General features: G+C 69.2%; 17 protein-coding genes and 1 tRNA gene. 10 read left to right on the forward strand and 8 right to left on the reverse strand.

From position 1 onward, the window contains the following. Positions 1 to 73: 73 nt before the first annotated feature. The 3 genes from glyS to BKE41_RS06590 all read right to left on the reverse strand — a co-directional run bounded on the left by glyS (position 74) and on the right by BKE41_RS06590 (position 3,649). Positions 74 to 2,173, reverse strand: coding sequence for a glycine--tRNA ligase subunit beta (glyS, locus tag BKE41_RS06580; RefSeq protein ID WP_070998764.1), 2,100 nt, complete (start codon positions 2,171 to 2,173; stop codon positions 74 to 76). Positions 2,174 to 2,225: 52 nt separating this feature from the next. Continuing rightward, complete coding sequence (locus tag BKE41_RS06585) at positions 2,226 to 2,669, reverse strand: hypothetical protein (protein ID WP_024830717.1); 444 nt, start codon at positions 2,667 to 2,669, stop codon at positions 2,226 to 2,228. A 68-nt stretch (positions 2,670 to 2,737) separates the two neighbouring features. Next, positions 2,738 to 3,649, reverse strand: coding sequence for a glycine--tRNA ligase subunit alpha (locus BKE41_RS06590; RefSeq protein WP_070998765.1), 912 nt, complete (start codon positions 3,647 to 3,649; stop codon positions 2,738 to 2,740). A 199-nt stretch (positions 3,650 to 3,848) separates the two neighbouring features. Between BKE41_RS06590 and BKE41_RS06595 the strand changes: the two genes are divergently transcribed. Both BKE41_RS06595 and BKE41_RS06600 read left to right on the forward strand, forming a co-directional pair. Beyond that, on the forward strand, positions 3,849 to 4,298 hold the full coding sequence (locus BKE41_RS06595; protein WP_029361065.1) for a GNAT family N-acetyltransferase: 450 nt from the start codon (positions 3,849 to 3,851) through the stop codon (positions 4,296 to 4,298). A gap of 149 nt (positions 4,299 to 4,447) precedes the next feature. Continuing rightward, positions 4,448 to 4,726, forward strand: coding sequence for a hypothetical protein (locus BKE41_RS06600; RefSeq protein WP_012318141.1), 279 nt, complete (start codon positions 4,448 to 4,450; stop codon positions 4,724 to 4,726). 36 nt (positions 4,727 to 4,762) lie between these two features. Here BKE41_RS06600 and BKE41_RS06605 read toward each other — a convergent pair whose 3' ends face one another. The 4 genes from BKE41_RS06605 to BKE41_RS06620 all read right to left on the reverse strand — a co-directional run bounded on the left by BKE41_RS06605 (position 4,763) and on the right by BKE41_RS06620 (position 8,413). Next, entirely contained in the window at positions 4,763 to 6,367 is a 1,605-nt protein-coding gene (locus BKE41_RS06605; protein WP_070998767.1) for a Na+/H+ antiporter, read from the reverse strand. 102 nt (positions 6,368 to 6,469) lie between these two features. After that, positions 6,470 to 6,982, reverse strand: a complete 513-nt coding sequence (locus BKE41_RS06610) for an MmcB family DNA repair protein (RefSeq protein ID WP_012318143.1) — start codon at positions 6,980 to 6,982, stop codon at positions 6,470 to 6,472. A gap of 116 nt (positions 6,983 to 7,098) precedes the next feature. Continuing rightward, on the reverse strand, positions 7,099 to 7,875 hold the full coding sequence (locus tag BKE41_RS06615) for a cobalamin-binding protein (protein WP_070998769.1): 777 nt from the start codon (positions 7,873 to 7,875) through the stop codon (positions 7,099 to 7,101). 16 nt (positions 7,876 to 7,891) lie between these two features. Continuing rightward, positions 7,892 to 8,413, reverse strand: a complete 522-nt coding sequence (locus tag BKE41_RS06620) for a DedA family protein (protein WP_012318145.1) — start codon at positions 8,411 to 8,413, stop codon at positions 7,892 to 7,894. Positions 8,414 to 8,549: 136 nt separating this feature from the next. On the opposite strand from BKE41_RS06620, the gene pdxY reads away from it, so the two are divergent. The 8 genes from pdxY (at position 8,550) to BKE41_RS06655 (ending at position 17,596) form a co-directional block, all read left to right on the forward strand. Next, a complete protein-coding gene (pdxY, locus tag BKE41_RS06625; protein ID WP_012318146.1) occupies positions 8,550 to 9,398 on the forward strand; it encodes a pyridoxal kinase PdxY in 849 nt (282 codons plus the stop codon). A gap of 57 nt (positions 9,399 to 9,455) precedes the next feature. Then, entirely contained in the window at positions 9,456 to 10,340 is an 885-nt protein-coding gene (locus BKE41_RS06630; RefSeq protein WP_070998770.1) for a PhzF family phenazine biosynthesis protein, read from the forward strand. Further along, positions 10,333 to 11,067 carry an NUDIX hydrolase gene (locus BKE41_RS06635; protein ID WP_012318148.1) on the forward strand — a complete coding sequence of 245 codons (735 nt, stop codon included), beginning with the start codon at positions 10,333 to 10,335 and terminating at the stop codon, positions 11,065 to 11,067. The genes BKE41_RS06630 and BKE41_RS06635 overlap by 8 nt, the downstream gene beginning before the upstream one ends. Before the next feature lie 180 nt (positions 11,068 to 11,247). Next, positions 11,248 to 12,246 (forward strand): ABC transporter substrate-binding protein, encoded by a 999-nt coding sequence (locus tag BKE41_RS06640; RefSeq protein WP_070998772.1) that lies wholly within the window; start codon positions 11,248 to 11,250, stop codon positions 12,244 to 12,246. A 124-nt stretch (positions 12,247 to 12,370) separates the two neighbouring features. Continuing rightward, a complete protein-coding gene (gene glgX, locus BKE41_RS06645; RefSeq protein ID WP_070998774.1) occupies positions 12,371 to 14,641 on the forward strand; it encodes a glycogen debranching protein GlgX in 2,271 nt (756 codons plus the stop codon). A 141-nt stretch (positions 14,642 to 14,782) separates the two neighbouring features. Further along, positions 14,783 to 14,872 (forward strand) — tRNA-Ser (locus BKE41_RS06650). Positions 14,873 to 15,486: 614 nt separating this feature from the next. After that, positions 15,487 to 16,167, forward strand: a complete 681-nt coding sequence (gene cysC, locus BKE41_RS30025; protein ID WP_083374294.1) for an adenylyl-sulfate kinase — start codon at positions 15,487 to 15,489, stop codon at positions 16,165 to 16,167. Between the two features lie 1,030 nt (positions 16,168 to 17,197). After that, complete coding sequence (locus tag BKE41_RS06655; protein ID WP_070998776.1) at positions 17,198 to 17,596, forward strand: phosphomannose isomerase type II C-terminal cupin domain; 399 nt, start codon at positions 17,198 to 17,200, stop codon at positions 17,594 to 17,596. 530 nt (positions 17,597 to 18,126) lie between these two features. Here the strand turns inward: BKE41_RS06655 and BKE41_RS31045 are convergent. Then, positions 18,127 to 18,579, reverse strand: a complete 453-nt coding sequence (locus BKE41_RS31045) for a hypothetical protein (RefSeq protein ID WP_159392713.1) — start codon at positions 18,577 to 18,579, stop codon at positions 18,127 to 18,129. Positions 18,580 to 18,596: the final 17 nt, after the last annotated feature.

Genomic DNA, 18,596 nt, shown 5'->3' on the forward strand with positions numbered 1-18,596 from the left:
TCAAGGGTCGGTACGAGGCGCAAGTCCCCTCTAGGGAGACTTGCGCGAGATCCTGCGCTCGGTGCGCCGACGCTCACCCCTCGATCTTCGCGAACTCCGCCACTTCCCGCGTCGCGGCGCGCAGCGCGTTGAGCAGAGCCAAGCGGTTCTCGCGGAGCTTCGGGTCGGGCGCGTTGACGGTCACGTCCTGGAAGAACGCGTCCACCGGCGCGCGCAGCGTCGAGAGCGCCTGCATGGCGCCTGAGAAATCCTCGCGGGCGACGGCCGCCGAGGCGGTCTCCCGCGCCTTGGCCAGGGCCTCGGCCAGCGCCCGCTCGGCCGGCTCGCCCGCGGCGGCGAGGGCGGCGTCGGGCGCGGCATCGTAGGCGCGGCCGTCCTTCTTCTCCTCGATCCGCAGGATGTTGGCCGCGCGCTTGTAGCCCGCGAGCAGGTTCTTCCCGTCCTCGGTGTCGAGGAAGGCGGCGAGCGCCTCGACGCGGCGCACGACCATGAGCAGGTCGTCCTGGCCGGGCAGGGCGAAGACGGCGTCGATCAGGTCGTGGCGGGCGCCCTGGTCGCGGAGATAGACCTTCAGGCGGTCCGCGAAGAAGCCGAGGAGGTCCCGCGCGTCGGCGCCCGCCCGCCCGGCGAGGCCGCGATCCGCCGCGCCGACCTGCTCCAGCAGGGCCAGGCGCAGGCCCCGGTCGAGGATCAGCCGGATCACACCCAGCGCCGCCCGGCGCAGGGCGAACGGGTCCTTGCTGCCGGTGGGCTTCTCGTCGATCGCCCAGAAGCCCGCCAGCGTGTCGAGCTTATCGGCGAGCGCCACCGCGATGGAGACCGGATCGGTCGGCACCCGGTCGGAGGGGCCGAGCGGCTTGTAGTGCTCCTCGATGGCGGCGCAGACGCTGTCGTGCTCGCCCTGGAGCGCCGCGTATTTCCGGCCCATCAGGCCCTGGAGCTCGGGGAACTCGCCGACCATCTCGGTGACGAGGTCGGCCTTGGCGAGGCGGGCGGCGCGCTCCGCGAGTGCCGGGTCGGCGCCGACCAGCGGCGCGAGGTCCTTCGCCAGGGCGGCGATGCGGGCGATGCGCTCGCCCTGCGTCCCGAGCTTCTCGTGGAAGACGATGGCGTCGAGCTTGGGCAGTCGGTCTTCCAGGCGGGTCGCCTTGTCGGTCTCCCAGAAGAACTTCGCGTCCGAGAGCCGCGCCCGGACCACCCGCTCGTTGCCGGCGGTGATCGCTAGGCCGCCGTCGGAGGCCACGAGGTTCGAGACCAGGATGAAGGCCGGCGCCAAGTCCTCGGAGCCGCCTTTCCGCAGCACGAAGCACTTCTGGTTCGCCCGGATGGTCGCGCGGATCGCCTCGGCGGGGATGTCGAGGAAGGACTCGTCGAACGAGCCCATCAGCACGACCGGCCACTCCACGAGGCCTGACACCTCCTCCAGCAGTCCCTCGTCCTCCACGAGGTCGAGGCCGCGGGCGAAGGCGAGGTCGCGGGCGTCGTGCAGGATCACGTCCTTGCGCCGGTCGGCGTCGAGGATGACCTTCGCGCGCTCCAGCGCCTGGATGTAGTCGTCGAACCGGCGCACCTCGATCGCCTCGGGGGCGAGGAAGCGGTGGCCGTAGGTCACCGTGCCGGCCGCGATCCCGCCGACCGAGACGGGGACCACCTCCGGCGTCTCGGTCTCCGGCCCGAAGGTGGCGACGATCGACTGCAGCGGGCGCACCCAGCGCAAAGAGCCCGGCTCGGCCGAGGCCGCGCCCCAGCGCATGGATTTCGGCCAGGGAAAGCTTCTGACGATCTCGGGCAGGAGCTCGGCCAGGACGTCGAGCGTCTCGCGGCCGGGCCGCTCGATCACCGCGAGGTAGAACTCGCCCTTCTTCGGGTCGGTGACGGTCGTGGCCTGATCGAGGCTCGCGAGCCCCGCGCCCTTCAGGAAGCCCTGGACGGCCGCCTCGGGGGCGCCGACCCGCGGGCCGCGGCGCTCCTCGCGCACGGCCTCGCCCCGGGCGGGCAGGCCGGCGATGTGCAGCGCCAAGCGGCGGGGCGTCGAGAACGCCCGGGCGCCCTCGTACAGGAAGCCGCGCGCCACGAGGGCGTCGGTGACGAGCTTCTTGAGATCCTCCGCCGCGCGCCGCTGCATGCGGGCGGGGATCTCTTCCGAGCGGAGTTCGAGCAGGAGGTCGGGCATGCGGCGGCCATATCGCCGCGCCGCACCCCTGTCGAGGGTCGGCGCGCGAGGCTCAGCGCGACTCGCCCTTGAGGATGGTCGAGAGCTGCCACTTGCGGTCGCCGATCGCGTGGGCGTCCGAGACCCGCCAGCCGCCATCCTCGCGCACGAGATCGTACACGATGACGTTGGCGCCGTTGCCGCCCTTGCGCTCGACGGTGACCTTCGCCTGATCCTTGCCCTCGGTGGCCTCCTTGAAGGTGAGGTTCTTCACCGTGTCGGGCTTCAGGGGCTCGCCGTTCAGGCGGTAGTCGAAATCGAGGTTGCCGGTGGCGCCGTTGGCCTGCTTCGCGTCGGCGTCGAACAGGCCCTGCAGGCGCTTCGAGTACACGGAGGAGTGATTCGGGTGCGGCTCGGCGTAGAGCTTCTTCACCGTGGCCTCGGGACCGGGATCGGCCGCCAGCGCGGGGGCGAGGCCGAATCCCAGGAGGCTGAGGGCGAGGATCGTCTTCTTCATCACGAGGTTCCCGCGTCTGCGGACGCGCCGAGGCGCGCCGGTTGGCGGGGGTTGCAACGCGCGAGGGCTCAAGGGGCTCCGCCGGCCGCCGTCTTCAGCCACGCCGCGCCGCAGGCCTTGGCCAGCTCGCGCACGCGCAGGATGTAGCTCTGGCGCTCCGTCACCGAGATCACGCCGCGCGCGTCGAGCAGGTTGAAGACGTGGCTCGCCTTGATGCACTGGTCGTAGGCCGGCTGCGCCATGCGGTGGCGCGCGCCCTCCGCGTCCGGCGCGCCCGCCGCGAGGTAGGACCGGCAGGCGGCCTCCGCGTCGGTGAACTGGCGGAACAGCATCGCCGTGTCGGCCGCCTCGAAGTTGTGGCGGGAATACTCCTGCTCGGCCTGCAGGAACACGTCACCGTAGGTGATGCGGTCGGCGCCCTCGGCGCCGTTGAAGTCGAGGTCGTAGACGTTCTCGACACCCTGGACGTACATGGCGAGCCGCTCCAGCCCGTAGGTCAGCTCACCCGCCACCGGCGCGCACTCGAAGCCCGCGACCTGCTGGAAATAGGTGAACTGGCTGACCTCCATCCCGTCGCACCAGCATTCCCAGCCGAGCCCCCAGGCGCCCAGCGTCGGGCTCTCCCAATCGTCCTCGACGAAGCGGATGTCGTGGAGCTTGAGGTCGACGCCGATGGCGGCGAGCGACGCGAGGTAGAGCTCCTGCAGGTTCGGCGGGTTCGGCTTCAGGATCACCTGGAACTGGTAATAGTGCTGGAGCCGGTTCGGGTTCTCGCCGTACCGGCCGTCCTTGGGCCGGCGCGACGGCTGGACGTAGGCCGCCTTCCAGGGCTTCGGGCCGAGCGCCCGCAGGGTCGTGGCCGGGTGGAACGTGCCGGCGCCGACCTCCATGTCGTAGGGCTGGAGGATCACGCAGCCCTGCGCCGTCCAGAATTCCTGAAGCGTCAGGATCAGACCCTGGAAGGATTTTTTCTGGGACATCGGTCTCGGCGGCTCGGGATCGCGCGGCGGCTGGGGCCGCCGGCGGGCCGGTTTAGGTGCGGGCGGCCGGGGGTGCAAGGCGGCGGGTATCGGGCGCGAGGCCACGCCCGGGATCTGCGGCGCCGGCGGCCCGGGTTGCCTGCCCGGCCCGGATGATGGTCCGATCGCCCCGGACCCGCGGAGACAGCCGGAGACAATCATGGACAGCAGCGTCGCGATTCGCCCGATCGGCCCCGGCGACCGGGATGCGTGGCTGCCGCTCTGGCGGGGCTACCAAGCCTTCTACAAGGTCGACCTGTCGGAGGCCGTCACGGACACGACCTGGCAGCGCCTCAACGATCCGGCCGAGCCGGTGGACGGCGCCCTGGCTTGGCGCGGCGCCGAGGCGGTCGGCCTCGTCCACCACATCCGCCACCGCTCGGCCTGGACGATCGGCGACTACTGCTACCTCCAGGACCTGTTCGTGGCGGACGGCACCCGCGGGCTCGGGATCGGCCGCCGGCTGATCGAGCACGTCTACGCGGCCGCGCAGGCCGCCGGCTGCTCCCGCGTCCACTGGCTGACGCACGAGACCAACGCGGACGCGATGCAGCTCTACGACCGGATCGCCGAGAAGTCGGGCTTCGTGCAGTACCGCAGGATCTTCTGAGCGCCGGCGCCCCGCGTGCGCCGGGACACCCAAGCGTGGCGGTTTTTGGGCAATAAACCGGAACCGCCGAGCTGACGGCCAAGTTATCAGCGCAACAGGGGATCTCGGCACCTCAGCGCTGCCGAACACAAGACGTCGGACCACTCGTCATGTTCAATGCTCGCACCCGCAACACCTTCGGCCGCAAGAACATCGCCGTCTTCGCCGCGCTCGCCATCTCGTCGCTGGCCGCCACGCCGTTCGTGATGAGCGCCAGCCGCGCGCTCGCCACCTCCGAGGACCAGCCGGTGGCCGCGACCCTGCGGGTCGAGCCGGTGGAGGTCGCCCCCGTGGCGGCCGCTCCGAAGGCCGAGCCGGCCTGCCGGCACAAGGTGCGGGTCGTCTACAGCGGCTACGGCCAGCCGGCGGACGGCTGCGCCGCCCACTGACGGCCCGTCGATGGCCCCGGCCGCGCCGACCGTCGCCTAGCCGTGGGCCGGCGCGGTCCCAGCGAGACGCTTGAGATGGAGCTCCTCCAGGTCGATCTCCGTCTCCAGCTGCCGCAGCACCGAGCTGTGGATCCGATCCTGCCGGTGCAGGTCGATCAGGGCCGACCGGCCTGAGCGCACGGCGAGCAGCGCGGCGGCGAAGTGCTCGGTCTTCTCGGCCTCGAGCGCCGTCCGCTCGTCGCGGTCCCGCGAGGACGCCCGCACCCGGCGGCGATACTCCTCGACGAGGCGCGGGTGCTGCAGCGCGCCGGTCTCGGGGAACACCAAACCCTCGAGGGCGGCGAGTCCGGCCTCGTTCACGACCACGCGGGCCATGGGCGCGTCGAGATGGCCGTCGGGGAGGTGCGCCGCGGGGTCGAGGCGGAGGCTGCGGATCAGCGGCCCCAGGGTCGTGCCCTGCACCAGCACGGTGAACAGGATCACCGCGAAGGCCGCCACCAGGATCGCGTCGCGGCCGGGAAAGTCCACCGGCAGGGCCAGGGCGGCCGCCAGGGTCACGACCCCGCGCATGCCGGCCCAGCCGACGATCAGCGGCACGGCCGGACTCGGGGAGGGCTCCTGCGCGCGGAACCGCGGCGACAGGAGCCGCCGCAGGTAGACGGCGGGGAACACCCAGAGCAGGCGGGCGACGACGCAGGTCGCGGTGACCGCGAGGGCCAGCGGCATCTCGGCCGAGAGCGCCCCCAGCTGGCCGCCGGTCCGGGCCAGCACGCCGCGGAGCGCCAGCCCGATCAGCACGAAGACCAGGGCCTCCAGAACGAACACGACGAATTCCCACACCGCCACGGAATGGCGGCGGGCATGCGCGTCGAAGGTCTCGTGCTCCCGGCCGCCCATCATCAGGCCGCAGGCCACCACGGCCAGGACGCCGGAGGCGTGGATCTCCTCGGCCGCGAGGTAGGCGACGTAGGCGGCGAGGAAGCTCAGCACCGTGATGGCGTTGGCGTCGTGCATCCGCCGCACCACGAGCGTCACCGCCACCCCGCAGGCGATCCCGACCGCGACGCCCGCCACCGCGAGCCACGCGAAGCTGCCGAGTGCCGCGGCGGCGCTGAAGCTGCCGGTCAGGGCCGCCGCCACCGCGAAGCGGTAGAGCACGAGGCCCGAGGCGTCGTTCACGAGGCTCTCGCCCTCCAGGACCGTGATCATCCGGCGGGGCAGGGCGACGCGGGCCAGCACCGCCTTGGCGGCCACCGCGTCCGGCGGCGACACGATGGCGCCGAGGGCGAAGCAGGCGGCCCAGGGCAGGGACGGCACCACCGCGTGGGCGACGAGCCCGACCGCGAGGGTCGTGAACAGGACCGCGCCGAGGGACAGCGACAGGATCGGGCCGAGGCTCGCCCGGAAGTCGCGCCAGACGGTGAAGTAGGCGGATTCGAGCAGGAGCGGCGGCAGGAACAGGACCATGATCAGGTCCGGGTCGAGATCGAAGGCCGGCAGGCCCGGCGCCACCGCCAGCGCCATGCCGCCGACGACGAGGGCGGCGGCCGGCGGGAAGCCGAGGCGCCCGGCCGCCAGCGACAGCAGCAGGGCCGCGCCGAGGAGGCCGAGGATCAGCTCGAACAGGGCGACGGATGTCATCGATCGGTCTCGGCGCCGGAACTCCGGCAAGCGCGGCCGTTCTAGGACGTTTCTGGGTCGGATGAATACCGAGCCGCCCAGGGTCGCGGTGCGGGCCGCGCCCTACAGCGCCCCTTCCCGCACGGCCCCCGGGTCGGCCAGCGCGTGCAGGATGCGCGCGGCGCTGTGGGCGAAGCGCAGCGTCACGGCTTTGCGGCGGGCGCCGCTCAGCGGGTGCTCCGGCGGCTCCCGCAGGATCCCGGCCCCGTAGGCGTCGGCGACGATCAGGCCGCACTCCTCCGGGATCAGCGACTCGGGCACGTCCTCGGGGATGGCGAAGAAGAACCGGTCGCAGAAGTCGCGGTAATCCGGCCATTTCCGGTCGGCGCGGAAATCGGCCACGCTCGACTTGATCTCCACGATGGTGAGCTTGCCGGCGCCGCAGAGCGCGATCACGTCGGCGCGGCGGCCGTTGACGAGGGAGAATTCCGGCAGGGTGACGCAGCCCATCTCGGAGAACAGCCGGCGCACGCCGCGCTGGATGCGCAGGGCCGTGGGCGATTGCCGCCGGTCGGGCGGCAGCAGCGCCTCGACGGACGGGGGCGCGGAATCGGGAAGGCCGAGGGTGGCGGACATCGAGCTCGTGGGATGCGTCTGCGGGTGCGTCTGTACCGAATCGGGACATCCTGCCAAGTCGCGCCCGGTCCGTCACCTGCGGCGCGGCATCGCCCCACGGCATCGCCCAGCGGCGATCACCCGAGGCAGGCCCGGATCGCGTCGAACCCGTCGGTGAGCGCGGCCGGGCCGGGCTGCAGGATCAGCGGCGACTTGATCTCGTGGATGCGCCCGTCGCGCACCGCCGGGATCGCCGCCCAGCCGGGCCGGGACCGGATGCGCTCGGCGTTGACCCGCTTGCCGCACCACGAGGCGAGGATCACGTCGGGCGCGGCCGCGATCACCTGCTCGGCGGTGACGATCCGGTCCCTCGCGGCCGGCTGGCGGCTCAACTCCGGAAAGACGTCCCGGCCGCCCGCGAGGCCGATCAGGTCCGAGACCCAGCCGATGCCGGAGATCATCGGCGCGTCCCACTCCTCGAAGTAGACGCGCGGGGGCGGCCGGTCCCGCACCTCCGCGGCGGCCGCGGCCAGCCGCGCCTCGAAGCCCGCTGCCAGGATCTCGGCCCGCTCTGGCAGGCCCACGAGGGCGCCGAGCGTGCGCACCATCGCGAGGCAGCCCGCCACGTCGCGCTGGTTGAACAGGTGGACCGCCACGCCCGCGCGGGCGAGGTCGGCGACGATGCCGGCCTGGAGGTCCGAGAAGGCCAGGACGAGGTCCGGCGCCAGCGCCAGGATCTTCGGGATGTCCGCGCTGGTGAAGGCGGAGACGCGCGGCTTCTCCCGGCGGACCCGGGGCGGGCGCACCGCGTAGCCCGAGACGCCGACGATCCTGTCCTCCGCGCCCAGGAGGTACAGGGTCTCGACCGTCTCCTCGGTGAGGCAGACGATCCGCTCGGGCGGGAAGCGGCGCATCAGCGGCCGCGCCGGGTCATCGGTCGAGCCACGTCAGCAGCCCGGCCCCGGGGGCCAGCAGCACGAAGGCCCAGACCAGGGCGGAGGCGACGTTGGCCAGCTGGAACGGCAGCCGCGCCAGGCCGAGGATCCCGGCGAAGAGCGGGACCAGGGCGCGGGCCGGCCCGAAGAAGCGTCCCAGAGCCACCGCGGCGATGCCCCAGCGGCCGATGAAGGCCTCGGCCTTGGCCATGAGCTCGGGATAGCGCCGCAGCGGCCACTTGGTCTTCGCCCCCGGCCCGAACCAGCGCCCGGCCTCGTAGGAGATCCAGTCGCCGAGGGCGGCCCCCAGCGCCGCGGCGATCACCACCGGCCAGAACGGGATGTCGGCGCCGCCGACGAGGGCCCCGATGCCGACCAGGATCACGGTCGCCGGGACGAACAGCGACAGGATCGCGATCGATTCGCAGAAGGCGAGGCCGCCGGCGATGAGGGGCGTCCAGGCCTTGTGCGCCTCCACGAAGGCGAGGGTCGAGGTGCGCAGGGCTTCGATGTCCATGGGGCTCCGAACGGGGCTTAGGGGGCAGGGGGAGGGTCGGTCCCATCTGAGGCGCGCGGGGGAGGGCGGCAAGGGACAGGGGTGCGGCCGGCGCGGGAACCGGCTAACCGTAGCGGGACAACGAGCGAGTCCCGCGTTGAACGTCCTGTCGATCCAGTCCCACGTCGCCTACGGCCATGTCGGCAACGCCTCCGCGGTGTTCCCGATGCAGCGGCTCGGGGTCGAGGTCTGGCCGGTCCACACGGTGCAGTTCTCCAACCACACCGGCTACGGGGCGTGGCGCGGCCCCGTCTTCGACGCGGCGATGATCCGCGAGGTGGTGCGCGGCATCGGCGAGCGCGGGGTCCTGGGCGGCTGCGACGCGGTCCTGTCGGGCTACATGGGCTCGGCCGAGATCGGCGCCGCGATCCTGGAGGCGGTGGACGCCGTGCGGGCGGCGAACCCGCGGGCACTCTACTGCTGCGACCCGGTGATCGGCGACGTCGAGGAGGGCGTCTACGTGCGGCCCGGCATCGAGGCGTTCCTGCGCGAGCGCGCGGTCCCGGCCGCCGACATCCTCACCCCCAACCAGTTCGAGCTCGGCCTGCTCACCGGCCTGCCGAGCGGCACCCTGGCGGAGGCCGGGGCCGCGATCGCGGCGCTCCGGGCGCGCGGGCCGCGGGTGGTCCTGGTCACCTCGGCGCTCTGCGCCGACACGCCGGCCGACAGCATCGACCTGCTCGCGGGCGCGGAGGGGCGGGTGTTCCGGGTCCGGACGCCGCGGCTCGCCATCGCGGTGAACGGGGCCGGCGACTGCATCGCGGCGCTGTTCCTGGTGCACTACGCCCGGACCGGCTCGGCCGAAGCGGCGCTCGGCGCGGCGGCGGCCTCGATCTACGGGCTGCTCAAGCGCACCGCCGAGGCGGGGTCGCGGGAGATCCTGACGGTGGCCGCGCAGGAGGAGTACGTGAACCCGAGCGCGCGGTTTCCGGTCGAGGCGGTCTGAGGCGCCCCCGGCAAACCGCTCCGTTCAAGTCCGCAGAGAGCAGCAAGGATCGACACGATGGCGCGCCGCTTCGTCACCCTCGACGTGTTCACCGAGCAGAGGCTCGCCGGAAATCCCCTCGCCGTGGTGCTCGACGCGGAGGGGCTCGACACCGCCGCCATGCTGGCCATCGCGCGGGAGTTCAACCTGTCGGAGACGGTCTTCGTCCTCCCGCCCCGGGAGGCCCGGCACCGGGCGTCGCTGCGCATCTTCACCCCCGCCCGGGAGCTGCCCTTCGCCGGGCACCCGACGGTCGGCACCGCCGTGCTGCTGGCGCTGCAGGACCCGACCCGGGGCGACGCCCGGGCCTTCGGCCTGGAGGAGGGGATCGGGATCGTCCCCTGCGTGGTCGAGACCTTGGCGGACGGGACCGGCGGACGGGCCCGGTTCCGGCTCCCGGTCCTGCCGGAATACCTCGGGCCCGGCCCCGATCCCGCGGCGCTGGCGCCGCTGCTGGGCCTCAAGCCCGGCGACATCGGCACCGGCCGGCACGCACCGAGCCGCCACGGCGTGGGGCCGACCTTCACCTGCGTGCCGGTGGCGTCGGTGGCCGCCCTCGACGCCGCCCGGACGGCCCAGGCGCCCGATCCGGCCGACGGGCTCTACCTCTACACCCCGGATCCCGAGGGCACCGGCCAGCGCTGGCGCGTCCGCATGTTCGCGCCGAATGTCGGCGTGCCGGAAGACCCCGCCACCGGCTCGGCGGCCTCCGCCTTCGCGGGGGTGCTGATGCAGTTCGAGGCTTTGGGCGACGGCACCCACGACGTGGCGATCCGCCAGGGCGAGGCGATGGGACGGCCGAGCGACATCGCGCTCCAGCTCACCGTCGCGGCCGGCGCCCTGCAGGGCGTCGAGATCGGCGGCGCCGCCGTGATCCTGTCGGACGGCACCCTGCATGTCTGACCGCTCTTCTGACGGCTTCTCCGACGGCTTCCGGATCACCCGCGTCGCGGACGTGGCGGCGCGGTTCGTGGACCACGACTGGGCCTTCCCCCGCGCGCACGAAGCCGCCATCGCGGCCCACTGGCAGGCCCGGCTGCGCCGCAGCCCCGGCATGTTCGACGGGACTGTCCTGCTGTGCTGCGACCACGCGGTCGCCGACGGGGTCGCCCGCCTCGACCTGTTCGCGACGCGCTACGCGACCTTCACCTACTACCGGGAGGTGCCCCACGCCGAGGCCCGCATCGCCAACGCCTTCGCGGCGATCGTGCCCTGGACGGCGGACGGCGCCGTCCTGCTCGGCGAGATGGGCGCCCACACGGCCAATGCCGGCCAGCTCTACTTCCCCTGCGGCACCCCGGATCCGGACGACGTGCGCGGCGCGCAGGTCGATCTCACCGGCAGCGCCGCCCGGGAACTCGCCGAGGAGACCGGCCTCGCGCTGCCGGACGAGGCCGAAACGGATTGGGTGCTGCTGGAGGGGGAGGGCCAGCTCGCCTTCCTCCGGCCGGTGCGCTTCCCCGAGCCGGCCGCGCGGCTCGTGGCCCGGATCGCCGACCATCTCGGCGCCGAGGCCGAGCCGGAACTCGCCCGGATGCACGTGGTGCGCGGCCGCGACGACATCGACGCCGCGCGGATGCCGGGCTTCGTGCGGGCCTACCTGGCGGACGCGTTCCCACCCGCCCGCTGACCGGCGCGGCGCGCGGGGAAAGACATTCGTCTCCCCGCGCGGGTCGATCGGATGTCATCTCGCGCATCGACCGCGGACAATACAGATTTTCTTTTCGTTGACCGTCCTGGCGGCAAGCATAAAATCGGCCCTCCACAGAACAGTCCCGCACAACGCGGGCAGCGGATCGCGGCAGGCCTCATGCTCATCGGATCTCACGCGCGTCCCGGCGGCCGCCGGCTCGCCGGGGCGCTGCTCGCCGCCGCACTGTCGCTGGCCACGACGATGCTGGCCATGACGACGCTGGCCGCGGTGACCGCCCGCGCGGAGGAGGTCGTCCTGCGGGTCGGCGACCAGAAGGGCGGGAACCGGTCGCTCCTCGAGATCGCCGGCGACGCGAAGGATCTGCCCTACCGGATCGCGTGGTCGGAATTCCCCGCCGCCGCGCCGATCCTGGAGGCGCTCAACGCCGGCGCCCTCGATGTCGGCTACACCGGCGACCTCTCCGTCCTCACCGCCGTCGCGGCCGGGGCGCCGATCAAGGCGATCGGCGGCACCAGGTCGGATCCGCGGACGCAGGCCATCCTGGTCCGCGCGGATTCGCCGATCCGCTCGGCCGCCGACCTGAAGGGAAAGCGACTCGCCGGCACCCGCGGCGGCTGGGGCCAGTTCCTGATCAGCGCGACACTGGAGAAGGCCGGGATCGCGCCGTCCGAGGCCACGTTCGCGCCGCTCAACCCGGTCGACGCCAAGGTCGCGCTCATGGCCGGCTCGGTGGATGCCTGGGCGGTCTGGGAGCCCTACGTCGCGTTCGCGACGCTCAAGGACAGGGCCCGGCCGATCGCGGACGGCGCGGGCCTCACGCCGACCATCACTTTCGTCGTCGCCACGGACAGCGCCATCGCCACCAAGCGGGCGGCCCTCCAGGACTTCCTGAGCCGCCTGAGCCGGGCGCGGCTCTGGTCGCTGGACCACCTCGACGCCTACGCCCGGAACACGGCCGCGCTGACCAAGCTGCCCGAGGACGTCCTGCGTGCGGCCTACACGGCGCAGCGGACCAGCCCGATCGCGCTCGACGCGGACGTCGTGAGGGAGGTCCAGGCGGCCTCGGACCGGGCGACGCGGTACGGCATCCTGTCGAAGCCCCTCGATGTCGGGCGGGCCGTGGACCGGAGCTTCACGGAAGCGGCCTCGAACTGAGTGGGGCGCGGTCGTCACGCTCCGCGATTTTTGCGGCACTGCGGGAGCTTCGCTGTTTCCGGCACGTTCACCAGGGGCTCCCCGCAGCGGCACGTGGCCGGGCGGGTCGCGTTCCGGAGTGTCCATGTCCGATTCCCGTCGTCCCGCATCGCAGGCCCGCGCGACCCGCTCGCGCATCCAGGAAGGCCGCCCCTATCCCCTCGGCGCCACCTGGGACGGGCTCGGGGTCAATTTCGCGCTGTTCTCGGCCCACGCCACCAAGGTCGAGCTCTGCCTGTTCGACGACCAGGGCGACCAGGAGATCGAGCGGATCGAGCTGCCCGAGTACACGGACGAGATCTGGCACGGCTACCTGCCCGACGCGCGCCCCGGCACGATCTACGGCTACCGCGTCCACGGCCCCTACGAGCCGAAGGCCGGTCACCGCTTCAACCCCAACAAGCTGCTGATCGACCCCTACGCGAAGGGGCTCGTCGGCTCGATCACCTGGAACCCGGCGCTGTTCGGCTACCAGATGGAGACGGGCGACGACCTGACCTTCGACGAGCGCGACAGCGCCCCCTACACGCGCCGCTCCCGCGTCATCGACCCGGCCTTCACCTGGGGGCGGCACCAGAAGCCGCTGGTCCCGTGGGAGAAGACGATCATCTACGAGACCCACGTCAAGGGCATGACCAAGCTCGACCCGCGGGTGCCGGAGAAGCTGCGCGGCACCTATGCCGGCCTCGGCACCCGGGACGTGCTCGACTACATCAAGAGCCTCGGCGTCACCTCGGTGGAGCTGCTGCCGGTCCACGCCTTCGTGCAGGACGACTACCTGCAGCAGAAGGACCTGGTGAATTACTGGGGCTACAACACGATCTCGTTCTTCACCCCCGCGCGGCGCTACGCGGCAGTGCCGGACTTCGCCTTCTCCGAGTTCAAGGAGATGGTGTCGCGCTTCCACGGCGCCGGCCTCGAGGTGATCCTCGACGTGGTCTACAACCACACCGCCGAGGGCAACGAGAAGGGTCCGACCCTGTCGTTCAAGGGCGTCGACAACGCCTCCTACTACCGGCTGCTGCCGAACGATCCGCGCTACTACATCAACGACACCGGCACCGGGAACACCTTCAACCTGTCGCATCCGCGGGTGCTGCAGCTCGTCACCGACTCCCTGCGCTACTGGGCGCAGGAGATGCAGGTGGACGGGTTCCGCTTCGACCTCGCGACGATCCTGGGCCGCGAGCCCTACGGCTTCGACGAGGGCGGCGGCTTCCTCGACACCTGCCGGCAGGACCCGGTGCTCAACAACGTCAAGCTCATCGCCGAGCCGTGGGATTGCGGCCCGGGCGGATACCAGGTCGGCGGCTTCCCGCCTGGCTGGGCCGAGTGGAACGATCGGTTCCGCGACGACGTCCGCGCCTACTGGAAGGGCGACGGCGGGCTGCTGCCGGACCTGGCGGCGCGCGTCTCGGGCTCGGCCGACAAGTTCAACAAGCGCGGGCGCAAGCCCTGGGCCTCGGTGAACTTCCTCACCGCCCACGACGGCTTCACCCTGCACGACACGGTCTCGTACAACGACAAGCACAACGAGGCGAACGGCGAGGGCAACCGCGACGGCCACTCGCACAACCTCTCGTACAATTACGGGGTGGAGGGCCCGACGGACGATCCCGAGATCCGTGCGGTGCGCCTGCGCCAGATGCGCAACATGCTGGCGACCCTGTTCCTGTCCCGCGGCACGCCGATGCTGCTCGCCGGCGACGAGTTCGCCCGGACCCAGAAGGGCAACAACAACGCCTACTGCCAGGACAACGAGGTCTCGTGGCTCGACTGGGAAGCGATCGGCGACGAGGAGCGGGATCTGGCCGAGTTCACCCAGCGCCTGATCATCCTGCGCAACGCCCTGCCGATCCTGAGCCGCGGGCGGTTCCTCACCGGCCAGTACGACGAGGAGTTCGGCGTCAAGGACGTGACGTGGCTGCGGCCGGACGGGAGCGAGATGGCGGGCGAGAACTGGTCCGACGGCGAGGCCCGGGCCTTCGCGGTCCAGCTCGACGGGCGCGCCCAGGCCACCGGCCTGCACCGCCGCGGCGGCGACGCGACGCTGCTGATCATGTTCAACGCCTACCACGACCTCGTGACGTTCACGCTGCCGGAATCGGTCGGCGGCGTGGCCTGGACGCGGCTCCTCGACACCAACCTGCCCGACAGCCAGGACGTGGAGAGCTTCAAGTTCAGCTCCGGCTACGACGTGACCGGGCGCTCGCTCCTGATGTTCGTGCTGAAGCCCGAGGATAGCCCCGGGGTCGAGGACAACGCCATGGAGCGCTCCTACCAGCACGTGATGCAGGCCTTCGAGCGGGCGAACGTGGAGCATGTCCGCTTCCACCTCGACGACGCCGAGGGTTGAGGGACGCGGCCGGGCTGTTTTCGCATCGCCCGGCCGTCAGCGCCTTGCGCCGGACGGCGCACCCGGCTAACAGCACGGCACCGCGCGGCCCTGGCCGCGCCCGGCGCGCCGCGTGCGCGCCCGGGTGCCCGGTTCGCGGACGGAGGGGTGGCCGAGTGGTTGAAGGCGCACGCCTGGAAAGTGTGTATACCGGAAACGGTATCGCGGGTTCGAATCCCGCTCCCTCCGCCAATTAGCATTGATTTTGTTGAATAATTTTCCGATCTGGTGATCCTACCCCACCATCTATCCCACCAGACGGTGGAAACTGCTCTCCAGCCACTCAATCTGACCGGCGCCCCATCCAGCGCATGTTGCGGATCATAGTCTGATTCGCGGGCCGACTCAGCCTGGAAGAGGCCGCAAATCGTTCTGAGGATCTCTGCCGAGTACAGGACCAATCCGACGACGAGCGGCTGAACGCAACCCGTCGAGGCACGATCGAGGCGTTGGTCTAGGCTGGCCTCCGCCGAAAACCTCATCGGTTTGAGGCACCCGGCTGCGTTACGACATTCGATCGCGCGACCAGGCGCCCCTAACGTCCGAGCCTTTGACCGCCGCTTACGCCTGCGATCCCAGACAACAGCGTCATTCATGCCGCCTGCCGCTGATGCGTCTGGAGCATGCCGGCTTGGCGATCCACGAGAGCTGCCGGAACTTAACCGGGCGGCGGAGACCACCGCGAAATTTGCTCGCTCACACGCCCTCAGTTTGCCGAAATTCCCTCGCGCCACCGTGCCGAATTTAACACATTCACCATCACAGATCCGTGTACTCTACTCACAAGTTGTGCGACTGGCGGACCGATGGACAAGAGACCTGACGGCGCGGAAAACCGCAACCTGACTTGGCAAACGCTGCAACCTCGTGAGGAGCGGTGGCGCGCTCTAGGACAGCGCCCGGTGATCGCGTGGTTCACGGGCCTATCGGGGGCCGGCAAATCGAGCATCGCCAATGCGGTTGACCGCGCGCTGACGGAGGCTGGGCGCCATACCATGGTGCTCGATGGGGACAATCTACGTCACGGCCTCAGCAGCGACCTGGGCTTCAACGACGCTGACCGGGTCGAGAACATCCGTCGGGCGGCCGAGACTGCTCGCCTAATGGCTGACGCTGGCTTGATAGTAATCGTCTCGCTGATCTCCCCTTTCCGCAAGGAGCGCGGGATGGCGCGCTGTATTGCAGGCGACATTCCTTTTCTCGAAATCTTTGTTGATACGCCGCTCCAAGTTTGTGAAGGACGCGATCCGAAAGGGCTTTATCTAAAGGCTCGTGCTGGGAAGATACCGAATTTCACCGGCATCTCCGCCCCCTACGAAGCTCCCGAAGCACCTGATCTGGTCGCTCCGACCGAGGGGCGGACGATTGAACAATCGGCGACATCAATCATCTCTCGGTTGATGAACAACTCAAATTTGAAAGCGACGATTGATCCGGACCCCAACTCACGAAATCTTGATCGCAATTTGGCGGCGAAAGCTGCTTAAAGCAAAAGGCAATCTGTAGTGGAGACATTCAGAAACATCTAAGACCTGCCTGAGTTGCGTGCGCAAAAGCGATGTCAGGCATCACCTATGAAGTTTATGCGAAAGCGCCTGGAGGTCGGGCAAGACTACAAGTCAGATGACGGCAGCATTCAGGGCACTATAATCAAGGTCTGGCCCGTCGATAAAGGCTCAGAAGCATTAATCCGGATGCACTCCACCTCCGAAGTTGTGCGTGTGTTCATCCCCAGCGAAGAACACCCCGAGAATCGATAAACCCTGAAGGCCAACAACGTCAGTAAGTGTCGTCGGTTTTGAAGCACAGGTGCTCCGTGGCGGCAGCCTACGCCTTGATATGACGGACACTCGATCGGGTAGAGTTACCTAATGCGTCAGCCACTCGAAGCACGCCGCCCTGAGCTCGACCTTCGCCATCGGCGGTGAACAGATCGTCGCGAGGCGCAACGCGATGCTCCCGCCGGACTCGCTCCAAACCTCGATCGTGGCGGGAATTCTGGACGGCACCGGCACATTGGTCTGCCCATGCGTCGACAGGGCGAAGGCAGCCGGACAAAGATGCTCATACTTGCGAGCGAGCGGCGGTCTGGATGGCTCGCCAAGGCATCAGAGCCTTTGCATGCCTCCTCAAAATTTCGCCTCGGCTATTGCTTTTGGCTCTCACCTTCGCTGCCGGCAGCCTGTCCCTGAGGCGTAGCAAGCCTCTCAGCCGGCTCGTGCTCATCTAGCAACTCCGCGCAGCTCAGCTCCTGCACAGGGCACCAATTGCACTGCTCGCCTTGACCAACCCAGGTCAACTCGCGCGTGCTTTCACATAGGTGAATCCAGAGCTTGGCCCGCATACGCGCTCTCCTTTGATAGGGGCAACGCACATCCAACTGCTTAGTTTCTTTGGCGGTCAGACGGTGGCCACAAAGGCGCCACAGCCTCATAGGCGCCTGTGGCGCTCAAACGACAGACATGGCCCCCAAAACGGGCGAGAGGAGTCTATCCACACTGCAGAGGCATAATTCCCATGACGCCTACGGCGCCGATCCAGCCTTCCGCCGTCCGGTACAACCCTGGCGACAGCGACGTGAGGCCATGGGGGCGATGGGAGGTGCTTGCGACTGGATCTGGCTACACCGTCAAGCGGATCACCGTCGCGCCTGGCCAACGGCTGTCGCTGCAATACCACAACTATCGCGCCGAGCACTGGACTGTTGTAACCGGCGTCGCAGAGGTGGAAATCGATGGTTCGCTCCAACGCCTGACCAACGGTGAGCACGTCCACATCCCGCTGAACGCGACGCACCGCATCCGCAACGTCGGCGACAGTGAGATGGTCTTCATCGAGGTTCAATACGGCGCAGTGCTCGACGAGAACGACATTGTACGCGTGACAGACGATTACGGTCGCTGCGTTCCGGCTTAAGGATCAGGCACCCAGCCTAAGATATGTACTTACCCCGAGCAATGCTGGACCAAGGAACCGGATCGCCGTTAGGTTATTCCTGATGTCGAATGCTATTTCATCAGCCGTACGCTAAGATGCTGGTCAGCGACTGGCCGTCCCCGTTGAAGAGCGTTGCGAAGGACAACGCGGCGGCCAACGCCAAGCACCTGGTAGAAAAGTCCGATCCGAGGCGGTCACCATCACCTGCGCAGCATCGATGGGCATTTGGCTCAAGAGATCGGTGCCGAGCGCACGCGGATCTCGAAGTGCACGCTGGCTCAGTATGCCAGCCAGATGGGTTCGCCCCCACACCCCGCAGATGACAGGCGAACGGAGCCGCACTCCCACCTTGCCAACCGCGGAGCAAGCGAAGCGTGTCGCTTCGAGCGCAGCTCACCCAACTTCATGGTCTTCATCGGCGCCAACCCTTAAAAGCCAGCACACTTTCCCAACGATTCAATTTTACAGCAGACGCTGCCATTGCTCAGAACAGCCGGAAGACGCTTACACTAAAACTCGTAGACAGTACGAAGAAAAATTTGGGCAGGGTGCCCATCGAAGATGCTTTCGGGCAATTTGACAAATTTAAATTTTTCCCATTCCGCTATGTGATCCCTGTCTATACAAATACTAGAGTCCATACCCCTTCGTTGAGAGCAGACATACAGGCTTGAAAAGCAATCTTTCAGCGCACGCCTCCCATCTTCCAACTCAGTGATCAAAAGTGGGAAGACGAAGCGATCAGGCATGGTCCGCCGAACTTTGGGCAGTTGAGCAGGCACCAGAAGGCCACCACCTTCCAACATCAAAAATATTGCAGGATTATCTGGATTTGACTCGTGATCCAAATGAAAGTTCGTGTCGTAAGATACGACGGTAGAGTGACAAGTCTCAAGCAAACAGCATGGTCGCGACGCTAAATGTCGCACATCAATGCATTTTGACACCAGCATCTCGATCACGCACCTCTCCGAAACGC

The sequence above is a fragment of the Methylobacterium sp. C1 genome (assembly GCF_001854385.1).
In the GTDB taxonomy this organism is placed as follows: Bacteria; Pseudomonadota; Alphaproteobacteria; order Rhizobiales; family Beijerinckiaceae; genus Methylobacterium; species Methylobacterium radiotolerans.

Coding starts and splice junctions, on each gene's coding strand:
- glyS (WP_070998764.1), bottom strand. CDS start 2,173: ATGCCCGACCTCCTGCTCGAACTCCGCTCGGAAGAGATCCCCGCCCGC.
- BKE41_RS06640 (WP_070998772.1), top strand. CDS start 11,248: ATGCTCATCGGATCTCACGCGCGTCCCGGCGGCCGCCGGCTCGCCGGG.
- BKE41_RS06635 (WP_012318148.1), top strand. CDS start 10,333: ATGTCTGACCGCTCTTCTGACGGCTTCTCCGACGGCTTCCGGATCACC.
- BKE41_RS06585 (WP_024830717.1), bottom strand. CDS start 2,669: ATGAAGAAGACGATCCTCGCCCTCAGCCTCCTGGGATTCGGCCTCGCC.
- BKE41_RS06610 (WP_012318143.1), bottom strand. CDS start 6,982: ATGTCCGCCACCCTCGGCCTTCCCGATTCCGCGCCCCCGTCCGTCGAG.
- BKE41_RS06590 (WP_070998765.1), bottom strand. CDS start 3,649: ATGTCCCAGAAAAAATCCTTCCAGGGTCTGATCCTGACGCTTCAGGAA.
- BKE41_RS06605 (WP_070998767.1), bottom strand. CDS start 6,367: ATGACATCCGTCGCCCTGTTCGAGCTGATCCTCGGCCTCCTCGGCGCG.
- BKE41_RS06620 (WP_012318145.1), bottom strand. CDS start 8,413: ATGGACATCGAAGCCCTGCGCACCTCGACCCTCGCCTTCGTGGAGGCG.
- cysC (WP_083374294.1), top strand. CDS start 15,487: ATGGACAAGAGACCTGACGGCGCGGAAAACCGCAACCTGACTTGGCAA.
- BKE41_RS06615 (WP_070998769.1), bottom strand. CDS start 7,875: ATGCGCCGCTTCCCGCCCGAGCGGATCGTCTGCCTCACCGAGGAGACG.
- BKE41_RS06655 (WP_070998776.1), top strand. CDS start 17,198: ATGACGCCTACGGCGCCGATCCAGCCTTCCGCCGTCCGGTACAACCCT.
- glgX (WP_070998774.1), top strand. CDS start 12,371: ATGTCCGATTCCCGTCGTCCCGCATCGCAGGCCCGCGCGACCCGCTCG.
- BKE41_RS06600 (WP_012318141.1), top strand. CDS start 4,448: ATGTTCAATGCTCGCACCCGCAACACCTTCGGCCGCAAGAACATCGCC.
- BKE41_RS06595 (WP_029361065.1), top strand. CDS start 3,849: ATGGACAGCAGCGTCGCGATTCGCCCGATCGGCCCCGGCGACCGGGAT.
- BKE41_RS06630 (WP_070998770.1), top strand. CDS start 9,456: ATGGCGCGCCGCTTCGTCACCCTCGACGTGTTCACCGAGCAGAGGCTC.